The 17,649-nt window shown below is 71.1% G+C and carries 18 protein-coding genes; 11 read left to right on the top strand and 7 right to left on the bottom strand.

The features are described 5' to 3' along the window. The first annotated feature begins 15 nt into the window (after positions 1-15). Positions 16-903, top strand: a complete 888-nt coding sequence (locus ACIBQX_RS22000) for an SDR family NAD(P)-dependent oxidoreductase (RefSeq protein WP_397007251.1) — start codon at positions 16-18, stop codon at positions 901-903. Between the two features lie 74 nt (positions 904-977). Here ACIBQX_RS22000 and ACIBQX_RS21995 read toward each other — a convergent pair whose 3' ends face one another. From ACIBQX_RS21995 to ACIBQX_RS21970, 6 genes are read right to left on the bottom strand one after another with little or no spacing between them, the layout of a single operon-like run. Beyond that, positions 978-1,805 carry an amidohydrolase family protein gene (locus ACIBQX_RS21995; protein ID WP_397007249.1) on the bottom strand — a complete coding sequence of 276 codons (828 nt, stop codon included), beginning with the start codon at positions 1,803-1,805 and terminating at the stop codon, positions 978-980. A 32-nt stretch (positions 1,806-1,837) separates the two neighbouring features. Next, positions 1,838-2,704, bottom strand: coding sequence for an amidohydrolase family protein (locus tag ACIBQX_RS21990; RefSeq protein ID WP_397007247.1), 867 nt, complete (start codon positions 2,702-2,704; stop codon positions 1,838-1,840). Beyond that, on the bottom strand, positions 2,701-3,111 hold the full coding sequence (locus ACIBQX_RS21985) for a lipocalin-like domain-containing protein (RefSeq protein WP_397007245.1): 411 nt from the start codon (positions 3,109-3,111) through the stop codon (positions 2,701-2,703). The genes ACIBQX_RS21990 and ACIBQX_RS21985 overlap by 4 nt, the downstream gene beginning before the upstream one ends. Further along, positions 3,108-3,875, bottom strand: coding sequence for an HpcH/HpaI aldolase/citrate lyase family protein (locus ACIBQX_RS21980; RefSeq protein WP_397007243.1), 768 nt, complete (start codon positions 3,873-3,875; stop codon positions 3,108-3,110). Before ACIBQX_RS21980 ends, ACIBQX_RS21985 begins: the two co-directional genes overlap by 4 nt. Then, positions 3,872-4,807, bottom strand: a complete 936-nt coding sequence (locus tag ACIBQX_RS21975; protein ID WP_397007241.1) for a hypothetical protein — start codon at positions 4,805-4,807, stop codon at positions 3,872-3,874. The genes ACIBQX_RS21980 and ACIBQX_RS21975 overlap by 4 nt, the downstream gene beginning before the upstream one ends. Positions 4,808-4,824: 17 nt before the next feature. Further along, positions 4,825-5,715, bottom strand: a complete 891-nt coding sequence (locus tag ACIBQX_RS21970) for a DUF6282 family protein (protein ID WP_397007239.1) — start codon at positions 5,713-5,715, stop codon at positions 4,825-4,827. 193 nt (positions 5,716-5,908) lie between these two features. Between ACIBQX_RS21970 and ACIBQX_RS21965 the strand changes: the two genes are divergently transcribed. From ACIBQX_RS21965 to ACIBQX_RS21945, 5 genes are read left to right on the top strand one after another with little or no spacing between them, the layout of a single operon-like run. After that, on the top strand, positions 5,909-6,703 hold the full coding sequence (locus ACIBQX_RS21965) for a CoA-transferase subunit beta (protein ID WP_397007237.1): 795 nt from the start codon (positions 5,909-5,911) through the stop codon (positions 6,701-6,703). Between the two features lie 6 nt (positions 6,704-6,709). After that, complete coding sequence (locus ACIBQX_RS21960; protein ID WP_397007235.1) at positions 6,710-7,555, top strand: alpha/beta fold hydrolase; 846 nt, start codon at positions 6,710-6,712, stop codon at positions 7,553-7,555. Further along, on the top strand, positions 7,555-8,337 hold the full coding sequence (locus tag ACIBQX_RS21955; RefSeq protein WP_397007233.1) for an alpha/beta fold hydrolase: 783 nt from the start codon (positions 7,555-7,557) through the stop codon (positions 8,335-8,337). The genes ACIBQX_RS21960 and ACIBQX_RS21955 overlap by 1 nt, the downstream gene beginning before the upstream one ends. A gap of 20 nt (positions 8,338-8,357) precedes the next feature. Then, positions 8,358-9,956: a class I adenylate-forming enzyme family protein gene (locus ACIBQX_RS21950; RefSeq protein WP_397007231.1), complete on the top strand. Its 1,599-nt coding sequence runs from the start codon at positions 8,358-8,360 to the stop codon at positions 9,954-9,956. Beyond that, positions 9,953-10,834 carry a CoA transferase subunit A gene (locus tag ACIBQX_RS21945; RefSeq protein WP_397007229.1) on the top strand — a complete coding sequence of 294 codons (882 nt, stop codon included), beginning with the start codon at positions 9,953-9,955 and terminating at the stop codon, positions 10,832-10,834. Before ACIBQX_RS21950 ends, ACIBQX_RS21945 begins: the two co-directional genes overlap by 4 nt. Positions 10,835-10,856: 22 nt before the next feature. Here the strand turns inward: ACIBQX_RS21945 and ACIBQX_RS21940 are convergent, their stop codons facing one another. Further along, positions 10,857-11,858, bottom strand: coding sequence for an aldo/keto reductase (locus ACIBQX_RS21940; RefSeq protein WP_397007834.1), 1,002 nt, complete (start codon positions 11,856-11,858; stop codon positions 10,857-10,859). Between the two features lie 164 nt (positions 11,859-12,022). On the opposite strand from ACIBQX_RS21940, the gene ACIBQX_RS21935 reads away from it, so the two are divergent. The 5 genes from ACIBQX_RS21935 to ACIBQX_RS21915 all read left to right on the top strand — a co-directional run bounded on the left by ACIBQX_RS21935 (position 12,023) and on the right by ACIBQX_RS21915 (position 17,648). After that, a complete protein-coding gene (locus ACIBQX_RS21935) occupies positions 12,023-13,537 on the top strand; it encodes an aldehyde dehydrogenase family protein (RefSeq protein WP_397007227.1) in 1,515 nt (504 codons plus the stop codon). Between the two features lie 27 nt (positions 13,538-13,564). Continuing rightward, entirely contained in the window at positions 13,565-14,650 is a 1,086-nt protein-coding gene (locus ACIBQX_RS21930) for a zinc-binding dehydrogenase (protein WP_397007225.1), read from the top strand. 90 nt (positions 14,651-14,740) lie between these two features. Then, positions 14,741-15,244, top strand: a complete 504-nt coding sequence (locus ACIBQX_RS21925; protein WP_397007223.1) for a VOC family protein — start codon at positions 14,741-14,743, stop codon at positions 15,242-15,244. Beyond that, a complete protein-coding gene (locus ACIBQX_RS21920) occupies positions 15,226-16,449 on the top strand; it encodes an alpha/beta hydrolase (protein WP_397007221.1) in 1,224 nt (407 codons plus the stop codon). The genes ACIBQX_RS21925 and ACIBQX_RS21920 overlap by 19 nt, the downstream gene beginning before the upstream one ends. Continuing rightward, positions 16,449-17,648: an FAD-dependent oxidoreductase gene (locus tag ACIBQX_RS21915; RefSeq protein ID WP_397007219.1), complete on the top strand. Its 1,200-nt coding sequence runs from the start codon at positions 16,449-16,451 to the stop codon at positions 17,646-17,648. The genes ACIBQX_RS21920 and ACIBQX_RS21915 overlap by 1 nt, the downstream gene beginning before the upstream one ends. Position 17,649 lies beyond the last annotated feature (1 nt).

Raw genomic sequence — 17,649 nt, 5'->3', positions numbered from 1 at the left:
GGAGAAAGGAAGCCCATGCGGCTCAACGACAAGGTGGCCATCGTCACCGGATCAGGGCGTGGCCTCGGCCGCGCGTACGCCGAGGCGCTGGGCGCGGCCGGTGCCGCCGTGGTGGTCAACGACATCGACGCCGATGTCGCCAAGGAGACCGTCGAGGCGATCACCGCGGCCGGAGGTCGTGCCGTCGCCGAGGTGTGCGCGGTCGGTGCCACGGAGTCGGCCGACGCGCTGGTGCGGCGGGCGGTCTCCGAGTTCGGCCGCCTGGACGTGATGTGCACGAACGCCGGCGCGCTGCGTGACCGGACCCTGGCCAAGGTCACGGACGAGGAGTTCGACCTCGTGGTGGACAGCCACGTACGTGGCACCTTCACCTGCGGTCGCGCCGCGGTGCGCCAGTTCCGGGAGCAGGGCGGCGGTGGCCGGCTGATCCTGGTCGGCTCACCGGCCGGTCAGTACGGCAGCTTCGGGCAGACGGCGTACGCCGCGTCCAAGGCGGCCATCATCAGCATGGTGCGGGTGTGGTCGATCGAGACGGCGAAGCTGGGCGTGACCGTGAACGCGATCGTGCCCACCGCGCTGACCAGGATGGCCGCGACCATCCCGGCGCTGACCGAGGTCGTCGCCGCGGTCGAGGCCGGCGGGCCGGTCCCGGCCGACCTGCGCCGGCGCGGCATCGGCAAGGTCGAGGACGTGGCGCCGCTCGTCGTCTACCTGGCCTCGGACGAGTCGGCCGGCGTCACCGGGCAGTACATCGGGTTCGGTGGCGACCGGTTCGCGATCTGGGCGCATCCCAAGGAGGCGTTCGTCACGCATCGCGACGGTGGGTGGAGCGCGGAGCAACTCGCCGCCGACTTCGCCGGGTTCTCGGAGCATCTGCAGAGCCACACCCCGCCCCCGAAGTGACCGGCGAGAGCCGCCCCAGCCGGTGCTGGGGCGGCTCGGCCCGTTCGGCGCGGGTGCCGTAGGAGACCTGGTGGTCAGCCGAAGTAGAACGCGTGCGCGGCCAGTGAGATCCGGCGGCGCAGGGCGGGGTCGGGCACCAGGTGGGCGAAGGAGCCGACGGCGTCGCGGTAGGTGACCGGGCGGCGCGCGCCGACGAACGGGGCGTCGCTGCCCCAGAAGACGTGCTCCGGGCCGGCTGCCCCGAGCAGCGTCGCCGCGTGGCCCGCCAGGGTGTCCGGGCTGATGTCGAAGCGGTAGCCCGCGGACAGCTTCACCCACACCCTGCCGGTGTCGAGGGCCCGCAGCAGCGCCGCGCCACCGGCTCCGGTGTAACCGGCGGCCCGGTCCGGATCGCCGAAGTGGTCGACGACGACCTTCACCCCGGAGGCGGTCAGCCGGTCGAGCACCGGCGGCAACCGGTCGCCCTCGATGTTCAGCTCGACGTGCCAGTCGAGGTCCGCGACCCGGAACAGCAGCCGCCGGTACGCCGGGTCGGTGAGGTCCGGCAGGTCGGCGAGCCGCCGCCACTGGAACCGGACGCCCACCACGCCGTCCGCCTTCATCCGTTCCAGGACGTACCGATCGGTGGTGGGCTCGACGATGACGGTCCCGCGCAGCCGCTCGTGCCTGCGCAGCGCGTCGATCGTGTAGTCGTTCAGGTCGCCGAGCAGGCTCATCGCGGAGAGCACGCCGTAGTCGACGCCGTGCTCGTCCATCATCGACAGGAACGTCTCCGCCGTCAGCTCGCCCTCGGGCCGGGTCCACGCCCGCGCCGCGAGAGGCAGCGCGCGGGTGAACAGGTGCACATGCGTGTCCACGAGCGGCACCCCGCCCGACAGATCGCCTGTCACAGTGCCTGTCACGGTGCCTGTCACGGTGCCTGTCCTGGTGCCTGTCACGGTGTCGTGATGCGGTAGAGCGCGGCGGCCGTTCCGCCGAGGACCTGGGCGGCGTCCCGGTCGGACAGGCCGGAGACCGACTCGCGGGCGATCCGGACCATGTCCGCGTACGCGCCGGGGGTCTGGGTGACGTCCGACCCCCACAGCACCCGCTCGGCGCCGAACCGGGACACCAGCCACTCGACCACCACCGACGGCTTGGCGCCCGCCGCGATGATCCGGGCGAAGTTGAGCGTCGTCACCTTGACCAGGACCTGCGGCAGGTCGGCCAGCGCGAGCAGCCCGTCGGCCCCCGGGTAGGGGGCGGCGCGGTCCGTCTCGACGCTCGCGATGTGATCGAGGACCACCGGCGTGCCGGGGAACTCGCGGGTAACCGCGGCGAGCGCCCGCAGGCTCTCGTCGCGGTTCCAGCGGTAGATGTGCAGGCACATCGACAGCCCGAGCTCGCTCGCCTGCCGCCACACCTGGCGGGCCTCCGCACCGGCGAACCAGTCGGTGCCCGGCGTGCCGCCGTGCTGGTTCCCGCCCGGCGAGGTGAGGCGGACGGCCACGGCACCGCGCTCCGCCCAGTGGCGCACGCTCTCCGCCGCGTCCGGCGCCTGCGCGTCGAGGACGCACATGGCGGCGAGCCGGCCGGGGTGCCGCGAAGCCGAGTCCACGACGTAGCTGTTGTCGTAGCCGTACACGTGCGCGCGCTGGACGGCGACCGCGCCCGACAGCCCGTGCTCCCGCAGCGCGGCGAGCAGCCGCTCCGCGGTCATCGGGTCGTTCCGTACAGCCTCGCTGACCGTGCCGCCGGGCGGGTTGAACGGGTAGGCCGGGTCGTCGGTCACCAGGTGCGCGTGGGCGTCGATCATGGTCATCGGATGCGCTCCCAGGTGAGGATGGGGGTCGGCGGCCGGCCGGGGGTTCGCTCGGCGCGCAGGATCAGCCGGTCCCCGTCCACGACGGCGAGGCGGACCAGCTTGGCGCCGATCCAGTTGGGGTAGATCGCGGTCTCCACCTGGTGGATGACGCGGTCGCCGGACCATTCGTAGCGTCCGCCGTACGCGCCGAAGGTCCGTACGGCGGCGAGCTTCTCCGCGTCGGTGGCCCAGCGCCAGTTGTCCGACCGCAGGGGCGGACGGTCGCCCGCCATGTACTGCACCGACATGTGGCCGTCGGGCCCGTAGATGAGCAGGCCGAGCGGGGTGTCCCCGAGGGGGCGCGCGCCGTCGTCGGGCGCCCCCTCCATCACGTAGTCGACCAGCCGCCAGCTGCCGACGATCATGAAGCGCCGCCGATCTGCTCCCGGAACGCCTGCGCCATCGAGTGGGCCGTGCGGGCGAGCATGGTGGCGTCGTTGCCCATGATGAGGAACTGGTGGCCGAGAGCCGCGGTCCGCACGGCCGAGGGCGCGTCCACGCAGGCCGCGCCGCAGGGCTTGCCCGCCGCCGCCGCGGCGGCCCGGGCTCGGTCGAGCGACTCCTTGACCACGGGATCGTTCACGCGGACCCCGAGGGAGACGGACAGGTCGCCGGCGCCCAGGAACACCGCGTCGATCCCCGGCACGGCGAGGATGCCGGCGGCGGCGTCGATGGCGGCCGGGCTCTCCAACTGGGGGATGCAGACGACGTCCTCGTTGCCGATCCGGATGTACTCGTCCCGGGGCGTCAGCCCCCATCTGCCCGCCCGGCTGGTTCCGCCCGCGCCCCGGTGGCCGAGGGGCGGGAAGCGGGTGGCCGCGACCACCCGTTCGGCGTCGGCCACCGAGTCGACGTGGGGGACCAGGATGCCGCGGGCACCGGCGTCGAGGACCCGCTGGATGGTCGAGCCCTGGTGGTCGGGCACCCGGACCAGGGGGTCGACGCCGTAGGCCGTGGCGGCGCTGATCATCCGGGCCGCGAGGGTGAGGTCGAGCGGGGAGTGTTCGAGATCGATGACCACGAAGTCGAATCCGGCGCTGGCCATGATGTCGACGCTCTCGGTGGTCGCCAGCTTGATCCAGGTGCCCAGCCGTGGCGCCTGCGCGGAGGCGTTCGCGAAGAAGGTCATGCCGTCGTGATGTGCTCGGGGGCGGGGTACTCGTCGGCGTTGAGCACCCATCCGGCCTTGGCGGAGAAGTCCGCGCGCGGTGGGCTGAAGATGTCGATGAGCATGTGCGTGCCCTCGCCGACCGCCTGACTGGTGTGCACGGTGGGCGGCGGGATGATCGCGACGGCGGGGCTGCCGACGGCCGCGTGCTCGTCGGCGCGCCACTGCGAGCGCTTCGACGTCCAGGGCGTCCGGACGTGATGGATGTAGTCGCCGGCGACGGTCAGCGAGCACTGCTCGAAGTCGTCGTGGTGATGGGGGGAGAGCCGGTCGGGATCGCGCGGGCCGTTCTTGGGGTCGCCGAAGTTGACCATGAAAGCGCTGGACCGGAAGATGCGGCCGAACCGGCCGGGCTTCAGCGGGAAGTCGGCGTTCCGGTAGACGCGCAGGCGGTGGCCGGCGGGCGGGTCGGGCCACGGCTCCAGCAGGGCGACGCGCGGGTGGGGCTCGGCGTACGCCGAGGCGTTGCCGCAGCGGGCGAGGAGGTCGGTGGTCCGTACGTCGAACAGGCGGACCAGGTCGGCGTCGCCGTGGGCGCTGAGCCGGCTGTCGCCGGGCGGCACGATGACCACGCCGCTCCCGCTCACCTCCTGGCTCTCGGCGCCGGCCGTCACGTCGATCGTGATGTCGTCGTGGGGCAGGATGATGACGTACTCCTCCCGCTGCGCGGCCGCGTCGCGGCGGAGTGTGTCACCGGCGATCAGGCGGGTGAAGGCGAGCACGAAGTTCTGGGCGCGCACGTACCAGGTCCTGCTGCCGAGCTCCGTGACCTCGTCCGGCGGCAGCGTCAGGAACTCGTAGGCGGCGAGCGCGGCGATGGGGGCGTGCGGATCCGTCGTGCTCGTGCTCGTGTTCGTGTTGAGCGCCGCGCGAGGATCGTTGGGGCTGTACATGTGATTCGTCCTTACGGTCAGTCGTCCAGGCCGAGCAGGTACGACGGGTTGACGCGGACTATCTGCCGCAGGTCCTTCTCGGGCAGCCCGAGATCCAGCAGGGCGGACCCGACCCGGATGAAGGAGTCGACGGGCATCGGGCGGCCGACCTGGCCCAGGTCGGAGGCGAGCACGGTGTGCTCCGGCCCGATCCGCTCGATCCAGTCCATCAGCATTTCCGGGCCGCCGCGAGCCTGGGCGACCTCGGAGTCGTACATGCTGGTCTCGTGCTCGATGTAGGCGCCGAGTTCGATGAAGTCCCTGCACTGCGCGGGGTCGGAGCCGATCACGAAGTTCGGATGGCTGACCACCAGTCGCCGGACTCCCGCGTCACGCGCGGCGGTGAAGACCTCCCGGATGTCGTCGGGAGCCATGTGCCCGGCGGAGAGCAGCGCCCCGGTCTCGGCGATGACCTCGATGACCTGGCCGACCTCGGGGAGGAGCGCGCCGTCCGGGCCGCGGACGTCGACCTGGGTGGTGGTCAGCGGAATCGTCGGCTTGGGGAAGCCGCCGCCGGAGTTGTGGTGCGCGACGTGCGCGCTGGAGGAGATGGTGGGGAACCAGACGCATCGTCCGCCCATCCGCAGGCACATCTCCACCGCGTACGGGTTGATGCCGCCGACCTGGTTGTTCAGCGCGATGCCGCCGTAGACGGCGGTGCTCACGCCGGCCAGGCGGTCGCCCATCGCGAGGATGTCCATCACCGTGTTGTGGTGATGGGACTTCGCCAGGAAGGCGCGCATGCCCAGCCGCTCGCCGTCCTTGGCGGCCTGGACGTGGTCGAACGCGCGTGGCAGCGGGTTGGGCCCGGAGTGGCAGTGCAGGTCGACAAGGCCGTGCAGGACTCGCTCGATAGCGGGTCGGGTCATCGTTGTTCCTCCTGCGCGGTAGCCACCGGCCAGGGTGCGATGACCCTTGACAGAAACACCGCCACGATAGCATTGTTACAAATTACGGACTTACTGTACGATAAATGCGACTCGCTGTTCTGACAAGTACTTGTCCCGGCGAGATGTCCAGCGCGATGACCTGCGCTGTCGCTCGAACCCGATTGGGGGCCACGTGCCGGAGGCGACCTATACCTGGGCGGAGATGATGGCGATCTCCATCTCGCACGAGATGGCCGACGGTGCCTTCGGCTCCGTGGGCGCCGCATCGCACATTCCCGCCGCCGGGCTGCGCCTGGCGCAGCTCACGCACGCGCCCAACCTGTCCTTCTTCTGTGGAGGCAGCGGCGCGATGAACCCGAAGATCCAGCGGTTGACCGAGTCCTCGGCCGACTACCGCAACCTCGTGACCAGCGAGTATCACTTTAGCCTCGACGACGTCGTGGACTTCGAGACCGCGATGCGCTTCGACTTCGCGTTCCTCGGCGGCATGCAGATCGACAAGCACGGCAACCTGAACATGGCCATGATCGGCGACTGGCACAAGCCCAAGGTGCGCGGCCCCGGCACCATCGGCCTGATCTTCACCGGCGGCTTCAAGACCAGCTACATCTACACCCAGCACCACACGCCGAAGATCTTCGTCGACAAGGTCGACTTCGTCAGCGGCGCCGGCTGGCTCGACGGCGGCGACGCCCGCTCCAAGGTTTACCGCCCCGAGTCCGACGGCCCCCGGCGGGTGTTCACCCCCTTGGGCGTGTTCGACTTCGAGCCGGAGAGCAAGCGGATGCGCGTGCTCAAGGTGCACCCGTGGAGCAGCATCGAGAAGATCCAGGCGGCGACCGGATTCGAGCTGCTGATCGCCGACGACGTGCAGACCGTCGGCGCCCCCAGCGACGAGGAGCTCACCCTGCTCCGGACCCAGGTCGATCGCGACGGTGTGCTGCGCCGCTACCCAGCCGTGGTCTGAGCGCTCATGAGCTTTCACGATCGGTACGTCGTCGCCGACGGCTGCACGACCCACTATCTGGAAGCCGGGGACGGTCCGCCGCTGATCCTCCTGCACGGCGGCGAGTACGGCGCCTCCGCCCGGCTCGCCTGGGAGAACTGCGTCCCGGCGCTGGCCGAGCACCATCGCGTGCTGGCGCTCGACTTCGTCGGCTTCGGGCACAGCGACAAGCTCCGCGACTTCGGCGGCCAGCGCCGGCTCATGCTGCGGCAGGTCGCCGGCGTGCTGCGCACCCTGCGCATCGACTCGGCCGACTTCATCGGCACCTCACTCAGCGGGCGGATGCTGCTCGACGTCGCCAACCGGCCGGCACCCCAGTGGCCGATCCGCTCGATGGTGGTGGTGGGCACCGGCCTGGCCGCCCCGGTCGCGGAGGCCCGCGCCGTACTGGAGGACTTCGACGGCACGCTCGACGGCCTGCGCCCGTCGATGGACGTCCTCTTCCACGACCCGCGCTGGAAACACAGCGAGGACTACCTGCGCCGCCGCCATGAATACTGCATGGTCCCGGGCGCGTGGGAGACCGCCGCGGCGGGCAGCCTGCGCGCGCCGGGTCGTGACAGCGGCGAACGACGGCCGCACGTGCGCCCGCCCGCCCGCGACTACGGGCGCGTCGCCGTGCCCACCCTCCTCGTCCGGGGGCAGCACGACCGGCTGGTGCCGCCGCTGACCTGGCAGGAACTGGCGGCACAGATCCCGGGCGTGCGGACCGAGACGATCGACGGCAGCGGTCACTATCCGCAGATCGAGCGCTCGGCCGAGTTCGTCGAGGCGGCGCTCGGGTTCCTCGCCCGAACGAAGGCGGAGGCGTGATGGCTGACGTATACCTGGAGTCCGGCGGCGAGGACGGCGGCGCGGACACCCCCGCGGTGCTCTTCCTGCACGGCTCGGGCGCGTCCGGAGCCGTCTGGAAACCTGTGCTGGAGCGGCTCCGCGAGCGCGGCACCCGATGCCGGTGGCTGGTCGCCGACCTGCCGGGGCACGGCCGCTCGGGCCATCGTCAGGACTACTCGCCCGAGGGCTACGCCGACGCGGTGGCCGCCGCGCTCACCGGGGTCCAGGGCCCGGTCACCGTCGTGGGCCACTCGCTCGGCGGGATGATCGGGATGACCCTCGCGGACGGGACTCGCGGCATCACCGTCGGCTCCCTGGCGGTGGTCGCGATGAAGGTCGCCTGGACCGAGGAGGAGCTGGCCCGGCGGGCCGCGACGGCCGAGCGGCCGGTCCGGGTCTTCCCCGGTGAGGAGCAGGCGCGCGAGCTGTTCGGGCGGGTGTCCGGGATGACCGGACCCGCGTTCACCGACGAGGATCGCGCCACCGGGGTCACGGCCCGCGACGGCGGCTACGGGCTCTCCGGCGACCCGGGCATCGCCAAGGCCGGCCCGGCCACCGGTCCGGAGCTGGCCGCGCGCATGCGCCGGGTGACCTGCCCGGTCGAGCTCGCCTGCGGTGACCACGATCCCGGCATCGAGCCGGCGGACATGGCCGAGGTGCTCGGGCACCCGGTCACCGTGCTGCCCGGCGCGGGGCACAACGTCCACATCGAGCGCCCCGACCTCATCGCCGACCTGGTCGAGCGGGCACTCGGCCGCTGACGACCGACGAACGGACACGCATGCGAATCGAGAACCTGCTGCGGCAGAACGCGGTACGACGAGGCCCGCTGCCCGCAGTCATCTGCGACCAGGCCCAGCTGTCCTGGGCCGAGCTGGACATCGAGACCAACCGGCTGGCCAACGCGCTGATCGGGCTCGGATACCGCGCGCAGGAGAGGGTCGCGCTGGTGATGTCCAACTGCCATCACATCGTGACGGCCTTCCACGGCGCGTGGAAGGCCAACCTGGTCACCGTGGGGATCAACACCCGGTTGACCGCGCCCGAGATCGCCCGCATCCTCACCCACTCGGGCGCGTCCGTCATCATCTGTGACACCGCCGCCGCGGTCGAGGCGGCCAGGCAGGTGCCGGGCATCCGCGGCATCTACACCATCGGCCTGGGCGACGACGAGCAAGGATCGGACGAGCAAGGATCCTTCGTGCACCTGGTCGCCTCGGGCGATCCGGGCGAGGTGCCCGAGACGGGCACCGGCGACGAGCTGCGCTCGCTGCGTTACACCAGCGGCACCACCGGCGCGTCCAAAGGCTGCATGGCCACGCACGACCAGCAGCTCGCCAGCACGGTCAACTACCTGTGCGAGGTCAACGTGCCGCGCGGCGGCCCGACCTGGATCTCTGTGCCGCTGACGCTGGGGGTCGGCGCGTCCTTCGTGACGACCACCGCCTACCTCGGCGTCCCGCTGCTGCTGCGCAGGCGCTTCGACCCGGCCGCGTTCGTCGAGGACATCGACAGGTTCGGGGTCGAGCACGCCTTCCTGGTGCCGACCATGCTGGTCGACCTGGTGCGGGCGCTGCCCGAGCTCGACCTCACGCGCGCGAGCGCGCTCAAGCTGGTCGGGTACGGCGGCGCGTCGGTGTCGTGGAGCCTGATCAGGTCCCTGGCGGAGGCGTTGGACCTGGAGTTCTACCACGCGTTCGGGGCGACGGAGGCGGGGGGTTTCGTGGCGTTGCTCACCCCGGACGACCACCGTAACTTCCTGCGCACCGAGGCCGCCTCCATCGTCCCGGTGGGCCGGCCGGCCGCGTTCGCCGAGGTCAAGATCTTCGACGCCGAGGATCGTGAGGTGGCCGTACGGGAGACCGGCGAGATGCGGATCCGGGCGGCGAGCGTGTTCTCCGGCTACTGGAGTCAGCCGGAGGTGACCCGCGCGGTGCTCAAGGACGGCTGGCTCCGGCTCGGCGACATGGCCTGGCGGGACGAGCGCGGCTACATCTACCTCGCCGACCGGGCGCAGGGCGTCATCCGGTCGGGGGCGCAGAACGTGTACGCCGGTGAGGTCGAGGCGGTGCTGCAGGCCTGCCCTGGCGTGGCCCGCGCCGCGGTGATCGGCGTGCCGCACGAGCGGTTCGGCGAGTCGGTCAAGGCGCTGGTGCAGCGGGCGCCGGATGTGGAGCTGACGGAGCAGCAGGTCCTCGACTACTGCGCCGAACGGCTGGCCGGCTACAAGCGGCCACGCGAGGTGGAGTTCGTGACCGACCTGCCGGTCGACGAGGGCGGCAAGATCAGGAGGGCCGAGCTGAAGCGCGTCACTGGGACGCGGCTGCTCGGCGAGGTGACCACCGGCGGCGACGCCGCGGCTAAGGAGTTCAGGCGATGAGCGCGAACAAGGTGACGACCCCCGAGGAGGCGGTCGCCGGCATCCCCGACGGAGCCACGATCGCGCTGGGCGGCGTGCACTCCCACAACGGCCCGATGGCGCTGGTGAACGCGCTGATCCGGCGCGGGGTCAGGGATCTGGAGCTGATCCCGACGCCGAGCGCGGGCGCGCCCGTGGACATGCTCATCGCCGCCGGCTGTGTCAAGCGGCTGCACGTGTCCTATGTCGGGCTGGAGTTCCTCGGCATGGCGCCGAACTACCGCCGGGCCGCGGAGAGCCAGTCGATCGAGATCGTCGAGGGGGATGAGGCGTACATCGTGTACGGCTTCCGCGCCGGGGCGAGCACGCTGCCGTTCCTGCCGCTTCCCCCGCTGTACGAGGGCACCGACCTGCCCAAGGTCAACAAGAACGTCCGGACGACGATCGACCCGTACACCGGGCGTACCGTGACCACGATTCCCGCGCTGCGGGCCGACTATGGGCTCTTCCACGCGCAGGTCACCGACCGGAAGGGCAACGCGCAGATCTTCGGCCAGCGGCGGTTCGAGGACGTGATGGCGAAGGCGAGCGACCACGTCATCATCAGCTCGGACGAGATCCTGGACGAGTACGCTCCGGCCCCCGACCCGCGTCTGGTGTCCATCCCCGGCGCGATCGTGGACATCGTCGCCCACGCGCCCTACGGCTCGCATCCGCTGTCCTCGCCGGGGCACTACGCCTACGACCGGGAGCGGCTGGTGGAGTATCGGGATCTCGCCGTCCAGGACCGGACCAAGGAGTACCTGGACGAGTACGTGTTCGGGGTCAAGGACCACCAGGAGTATCTGGACAAGATGGGCGCCCGGCGTCTGCTGGGTCTCCAGCAGACGTTCCGCTGAGCGGGCCGGTCACCCCGGGGGCCTACCAGGAGTAGGCCTCCGGCGCGGGGCCCGGGCCGGGGAAGATGGTGTCGAGGCGGTCGAGCGTCTTGTCGTCCAGGGTCACCTCGAAGGCGTGGGTGGCGGCGTCGAGCTGGGCCAGGGTGCGCGGGCCGATGATCGGCGCGGTCACGCCGGGGCGGCCCAGCAGCCAGGCCATCGCGACGTCGGCGGGGCTCTCGCCGAGCTCGTCGCACAGGTCCTCGAAGGCCTGGACGGCGGTGCGGTGCCGGTCCAGCTTGATCAGCCGCTTGCCCCGGTGGGTGGCCACGTTGGCGCCGGGCAGCGGGGTGCCCATCTGGTTCTCCCGCTCCTTGCGCAGGATCCCGCCGAGCAGGCCGGCGTCGAGCGGCGACCACGGCATCATGCCGACGCCGTAGTGCGCGCAGGCGGGCAGCACTTCCAGCTCGGCGGTGCGTTCGAGCAGGTTGTAGATGGTCTGCTCGCTGACCAGGCCCATCTGACCGCGCCGGGCGGCGGCTTCCTGACCGGCGGCGATGTGCCAGCCGGGGTGGTTCGAGGACCCGACGTAGACGATCTTGCCCTGGGTCTTGAGGACGTCCATCGCCTCCCAGATCTCCTCCCACGGGGTCGATCGGTCGATGTGGTGCATCTGGTAGATGTCGATGTAGTCCGTGTTCAGCCGCCGCAGCGACGCCTCGCAGGCGCGCCTGATGTGCAGCGCGGACAGGCCGGCGTCGTTCGGCCAGGTGGACATGCGGCCGTACAGCTTGGTGCTGAGCACCGTGCGCTCGCGGCGGCCCCCGCCGGTGGACAGCCACCGGCCGATGATCTGCTCGGTCAGCCCTTCGCCGAACTGCCAGCCGTACACGTCGGACGTGTCGATCAGGTTGATCCCCAGCTCGTGGGCGTGATCCATGATCTGGAACGCGTCCTCCTCAGCGGTCTGGGTGCCGAAGTTGTCCGTGCCGAGCACCAGACGGCTGACGGTCAGACCGCTGCGACCGAGGTGGGTGAACTCCATGGGGTCTCCAGATTCCATTTATCGGACTATGAGTCCTATATTTGAATTTTGATGGTAGCGTTCCGGTGCAGACGAGGTAAAGAGCGCTGGTCCGGCAGGCAGTCACGGTTCTGGCCGCATGTGTACCTGGGCCACGGCACAGATCTGCCCAAGGAGACTCCTCGATGAGCACGAACCCGTCCGAGCACATCGCCGTCCACATCGCCGTCGCGGAGTTGCCGGCGGCGCACAGCTTCGCCGGAGGGGCGCTGCGCGGTGGCGGCGGGGCGGCCTTCCCGACCTGTCATCCGGGCGACGGCTCGCTGATCGCGCAGGTCGAGGCGGCCACGGCCGGGTTCGTCGACGAGGCCGTCGCGGGCGCCGTCGCGGCTCAGCCTGCCTGGGCGCGCACCTCCCCGCACGAACGCGCGCGGATCCTGCGCACGGCCGCCGACCTGATCGAGGCGCAAGCCGCACGACTCGTCCACCTGGTCGCGCTGGACAACGGCAAGACACTGGCGGAGGCGCGTGGCGACGTCTTCGTGGCGGCGGCCCACCTGCGCGCCGCGGCGGGGTGGGCCGCCACCCTCGAAGGCAGCACCCTGCCGGCGGACGGCTCCACGCTGCGGATGACCTTCCGGGAGCCGGTGGGGGTGGTGGCGGCGGTCATCCCGTTCAACACCACGTTCATGTTCGCGGCGCAGAAGGCCGGCCCGGCGCTGGCGGCGGGCAACGCGATCGTGATCAAGGCCCCCGAGCTCAGCCCGCTGGCGGCGCCCGTGTTCGCCGAGATCCTCACCGCCGCCGGACTCCCGGGCGGCCTGGTCCAGGTGCTCCAGGGTGCGGGGGAGGTCGGCCGTCAGCTGGTCGAGCATCCCGGAGTGAGCATGGTGTCGTTCACCGGCAGCACCGCGGTCGGCCGGCAGGTGATGAGCTCGGCGGCGGACGGGATGAAACGGGTGCTGCTGGAGCTCGGCGGCAAGTCCGCGAACATCGTCTACGCCGACGCGAACCTGGACGCCGCCCTGCACGCCACGGTCGGCGGCATCTTCCGCAACGCCGGGCAGCGATGTTTCTCCGGCTCCCGGCTCCTGGTCGAGGAGCCGATCGCGGACGCGTTCGTCGAGCGGGTCGCCGACGTGGCGCGCTCGATCAGGGTCGGCGACCCGTTCGCGCCGGACACCCAGCTGGGCGCGCTGATCTCGACCGGCGAGGCCGCCAGGGTCCGCGCGATGATCGACACGGCGGTGAAGCAGGGAGCGCGCGTCCTGGCGGGCGGTGACCGGCCGCCCGGCGTCCATCCCGGCGGCGCGTTCGTCGCGCCGACCGTGCTGGAGATCCCCGCCGGGCTGCCGCGCGTGCCCGCCATCGTGTACGACGAGGTCTTCGGGCCGGTGCTCACGGTCCAGCGGTTCAGCGGCGCGGAGCAGGCCGTCGCGCTCGCCAACGACTCGCCCTTCGGCCTGGTCGGCGGCTGCTGGACCCGGGACCTGGACCGGGCGCTGACGACCGCCAGAGCAGTTCGATCGGGCTATTTCTGGATCAACTCGTACGGGGCGCTGGCGCTGGACGCCCCCATCGGCGGCGTCGGCCTGTCAGGCGTCGGCCGGGAGCTCGGCCGGGTGGGTCACGAGGCCTACACGGAGCTCAAGACGGTGATCGTGGACACCGCAGCGGCCGACGCGCCCCGCTGGTACTGACCTTCAGCCCGACCTTAGGAGTGATCCATGTCCGAGCACTACCGAGGCGCCGTCGTCCGCGAGGCGCACGGGCCACTGAGCTTCGAGGACATCCCGCTGCGGGACCTGATCGGCGACGAGGTGCTGATCAGGGTGACCGCCTGCGGGCTGTGCCACAGCGACGTGCACTTCATGCACGGCACGTCAGGAACGGACTTCCCCTACCTGGTCGGCCATGAGGTGGCCGGCGTCGTCGAGGCCCTGGGGCCGGCCGCGACGGGCGTCGCGCCGGGTGAGAGCGTCGTCGTCGCGCCGATGGTGGCCTGCTGGGACTGCAAGCACTGCCGCTCGGGACGGCCCGAGGCGTGCGCGTCGAAACTGCCGCGCCGGCCGAAGGTCACCCTCGGCGACGGCGCCGCCGCCACTCCGGTGCTCGGCGTCGGCGGCCTGGCCGAACGGGTCATCGTGCCCGCCCGGCAGGCGATCGCGATCGACCCGAGGGTGCCGCCGCCCATCGCCGCGCTGCTCGGCTGCGGCGTGCCCAGCGGCTTCGGCGCGGCCGTCAACACCGCGGAGACCGGGCCGGCCGACGACGTGGTGGTCATCGGCTGCGGTGGCGTGGGGATCGCGGCCATCGCCGGGGCCGAGTACGCGCGGGCGCGGCGGATCATCGCGATCGACACCAATCCCGGCAAACTCGCCGTCGCCGAACGGTTCGGCGCCACCCACCTCATCGACGCGTCCCAGGAGGACCCCGGCGAACGCGTCCGCGAGTTGACCGACGGCCTGGGCGCGGACGTCGTCCTGGACGCGGTCGGCGGCCCTGCCACCTTCGCGACGGCCGACGGCCTGCGGGCCCCCGGCTCACGGCTGGTGATCGTCGGCGCTCCCAAGCAGGGGGACGTGGCCGAGGTGCCCCTGCGACGGCTGTTCCTGACCGGAGGCTCGATCAGGGTCTCCATCTGGGGAGACTGCGTCGCGGCACGGGACCTGCCGCTGCTCGCGAGGCTCTATCTGGAGGGCCGGCTCCCGCTGGACGAGTACGTCTCGGGGACGTTCGGCCTCACCGACGCGCAGGAGGGTTACGACCGGCTGCTGGCCGGAGAAGCACTGCGCAGCGTGGTCGTTCCCTGAGGTCGTAGTTGACAAGTTGACATCCACCGCCGGACAATCAATTCAAATTCCGGACTACTTGTCCGATAATTGACACACACTGAGGATCAGATGATGGCGACAGCCGATCTCCGCGCACCGCGCTCGCTCAACCACATCGCCTATCCGACGTGGGACTCCCAAGCCACGCACGACTTCTACACCGAGGTCCTCAAGTGCGAGCTGCTCACCGCGATCCAGCTGGACGAGGTGCCTTCCAACGGAGCCCGCACGCCCTACCTGCACACCTTCTTCGGGCTCGGCGACGGCAGCGCCATCGCCTTCTTCGAGGTCGACGACATGCCCAACCCCGGACCTGACTCGGTGCCCTCCTGGGTGCGGCACATCGCGCTCAACGTCGACTCCATGGAGGAGCTCCACGAGTGGAAGGCGCACTTCGCGGCCAAGGGCGTGGAGACGGTGGGCATCGTCGACCATGACGGGGTCTGGGAGTCGCTGTACATCTTCGACCCGAACGGGGTCCGGATCGAGCTGACGCTGCAGACCCGCCCGCTCGACGACGCCGACGCGCGCGCGGGCGCCGAGACGCTGCGGAAGTGGACCGCGCGCCGGTAGCGCACGGCCTGCCGATCCCCACCCTGTCCCCATCCGCGCTGATCAGGAGCCGCCCCGTGCTGTCCCGCGAACTACTCCCCATACCGATGACGCCTGGCGGACGCCTGGACATCAACTCCGGCGTCGCCCGGATGAGCGGGAAGATCTGGGCCACCCTCTGGAAGAACGATCTGCGGCCGCCGTCGACCGCCGTGCTGATCGTGCACCCAGCGTCCAACTTCATCGGTCACTACGCCCTGGAAGAGCTCGCCGCCCGCGGGGTGGCCGCGGTCGGGCTCGCCACCCGCTACGTCGGCAACGACTCCGCGCTCATCATGGAGAACTGCCTCCTGGACATCGGCGCGGCGATCCGCCACCTTCGCGAGCTGGGCTACCAGCGGGTCGTCCTGGTCGGGAACTCCGGCGGCGGCGGCCTCGCCGCGCTCTATCAGGCGCAGGCGGAGAACCCCACCATCACCCACACCCCGGCCGGCGACCCCGTCGACCTGGCCGGGGCCGGGCTCATCCCGGCTGACAAGATCGTCATGGCCATGGCGCACCCCGGGCGTGCGGTCGTCTACACCGAGGGGCTCGACCCGGCCATCACCGACGAGCAGCGGCCCTTCGACCGGGACGCCTCGCTCGACATGTTCGACCCCGCCAACGGCCCGGCCTACAGCGAGGAGTTCGTCGAGCGTTACCGCCTCGCCCAGATCGACCGCAACCGCCGGATCACCGCCTGGGCGACCGAGCAGATAGAAGCGCTGCGCGGGTACGTCCGCGAGTCGGCGGCGGGGGAGAAGGTGGCCCCCGACGACCTCCCCTTCGTCGTGCACGGCACGGCCGCCGACCCGCGCTTCCTGGACCTGGCCCTCGACCCCTCCGACCGGCAGGCCGGCACCCTGTGGGGCAGCCCCTGGGCGGCCAACTTCCAGCCGGCGTCGCTGGGCCACCTCACCAGCCTGCGGTCCTGGCTGAGCCAGTGGAGCTACGACCACAGCCGGGCGAACGCCTACGTCGCCCTCCCCGAGGTGCAGGCGCCGGTCATGGTCGTCTACGGATCAGCCGACTGCGCGGCCTTCCCCAGCCACGCCCGCACCATGTACGAGGCCGTCGCGCACGACAGGCGTGAGCTGGTCGAGATCAAGGGCGCGGACCACTACTTCCAGGGCCGCCCCGATCTGGCCAGGATCATGTGCGACCACATCGCCGAGTGGAGCAAGTGATGGGCATCCTCGACGTGGCCGTGGTCGGCGCCGGCCCGGTCGGGCTCACCGCGGCGCTCGCCCTGGCCAGGCGCGGCGCGTCCGTCACCGTCTTCGAGGAGGCCGACCGGCTCAGCACCGAGTGGCGGGCCTCGACCTTCCACCCCCCGACGATCGAGATCGCCCGCGACCTCGGCGTCGTCTCCACGATGCTGGAGGCCGGCATCGTCGCGCGGAAGTACCAGGTGCACGATCGCCGCGACGGGCTGATCGCGGAGTTCGACTTCGGCATGCTCGCCGACGAGACCGCCTATCCCTTCAGATTGCAGCTCGAACAGTACAAGTACACTCAAATCATCAAGGACGCGATCAACGACTGCCCCGCCCCGGTCGACGTACGGCTGGCCACGGGTGTGGCGGACGTCAGCCAGGACCAGGACGGCGCGGTGCTGACCACCGCCTCGGGAGAGCGGGTCGCGGCCCGCTGGGTGCTCGCCGCCGACGGCGCGCGCAGCACCATCCGCAAGGCGCTCGGGAGCTCGTTCGAGGGGCTCACCTACGAGCACCGCTACCTCGTGCTGAGCATCGACTATCCGGTGGAGACGCTGCTGCCGGGCATCTGTGACGTCAACTACATCGCCGACCCCGTGGAGCACCTGCTGATCCTCCGGGTGCCGGACGTCTGGCGGATCGTCGTCTCGGTGCCGCCGCACGTCACCACCGAAGAGGCCCTGTCCGACCAGTACGTCGCGGACCGGCTGCGCGGTGTCTTCGGCGACCACCCCGAGCTGCCGCTGCGCGAACGGAAGATCTACTCCGTGCACCAGCGGGTGGCCGACACCTTCCGCCGGGACCGGGTGTTGCTGATCGGCGACGCGGCGCACGTCAACAGCCCGATGGGCGGCATGGGCCTCAACGGCGGCATTCACGACGCCTTCGACCTGTCCATCCAGCTCAGCGCGGTGCTCCGCGGCGAGGCCGGCACCGACGTGCTGGACGCCTGGGCGCATCGCAGGCGCAAGGCCGCCGTCGAGGCGGTGCAGGAGCTCACGCACCGCACGACCACCGCCATGGCGGAGCAGGACGAGTCGGAGCGGCGCAAGTTCCAGCTTCAGATGTCGGAGATCGTGGCCGATCCGCTGCGGGCGCACGACTGGATGATGGACGCCGCGATGATCTCCAACGTGCGCGCCCACGACCTGCCGCCGCGAGCCGGATGAC

The sequence above is a fragment of the Nonomuraea sp. NPDC049714 genome, assembly GCF_044465295.1.
Taxonomy (GTDB): Bacteria; Actinomycetota; Actinomycetes; order Streptosporangiales; family Streptosporangiaceae; genus Nonomuraea.
Note: the sequence above shows the minus strand (reverse complement) of the source record. Positions and strands in the feature narration are given on the sequence as shown.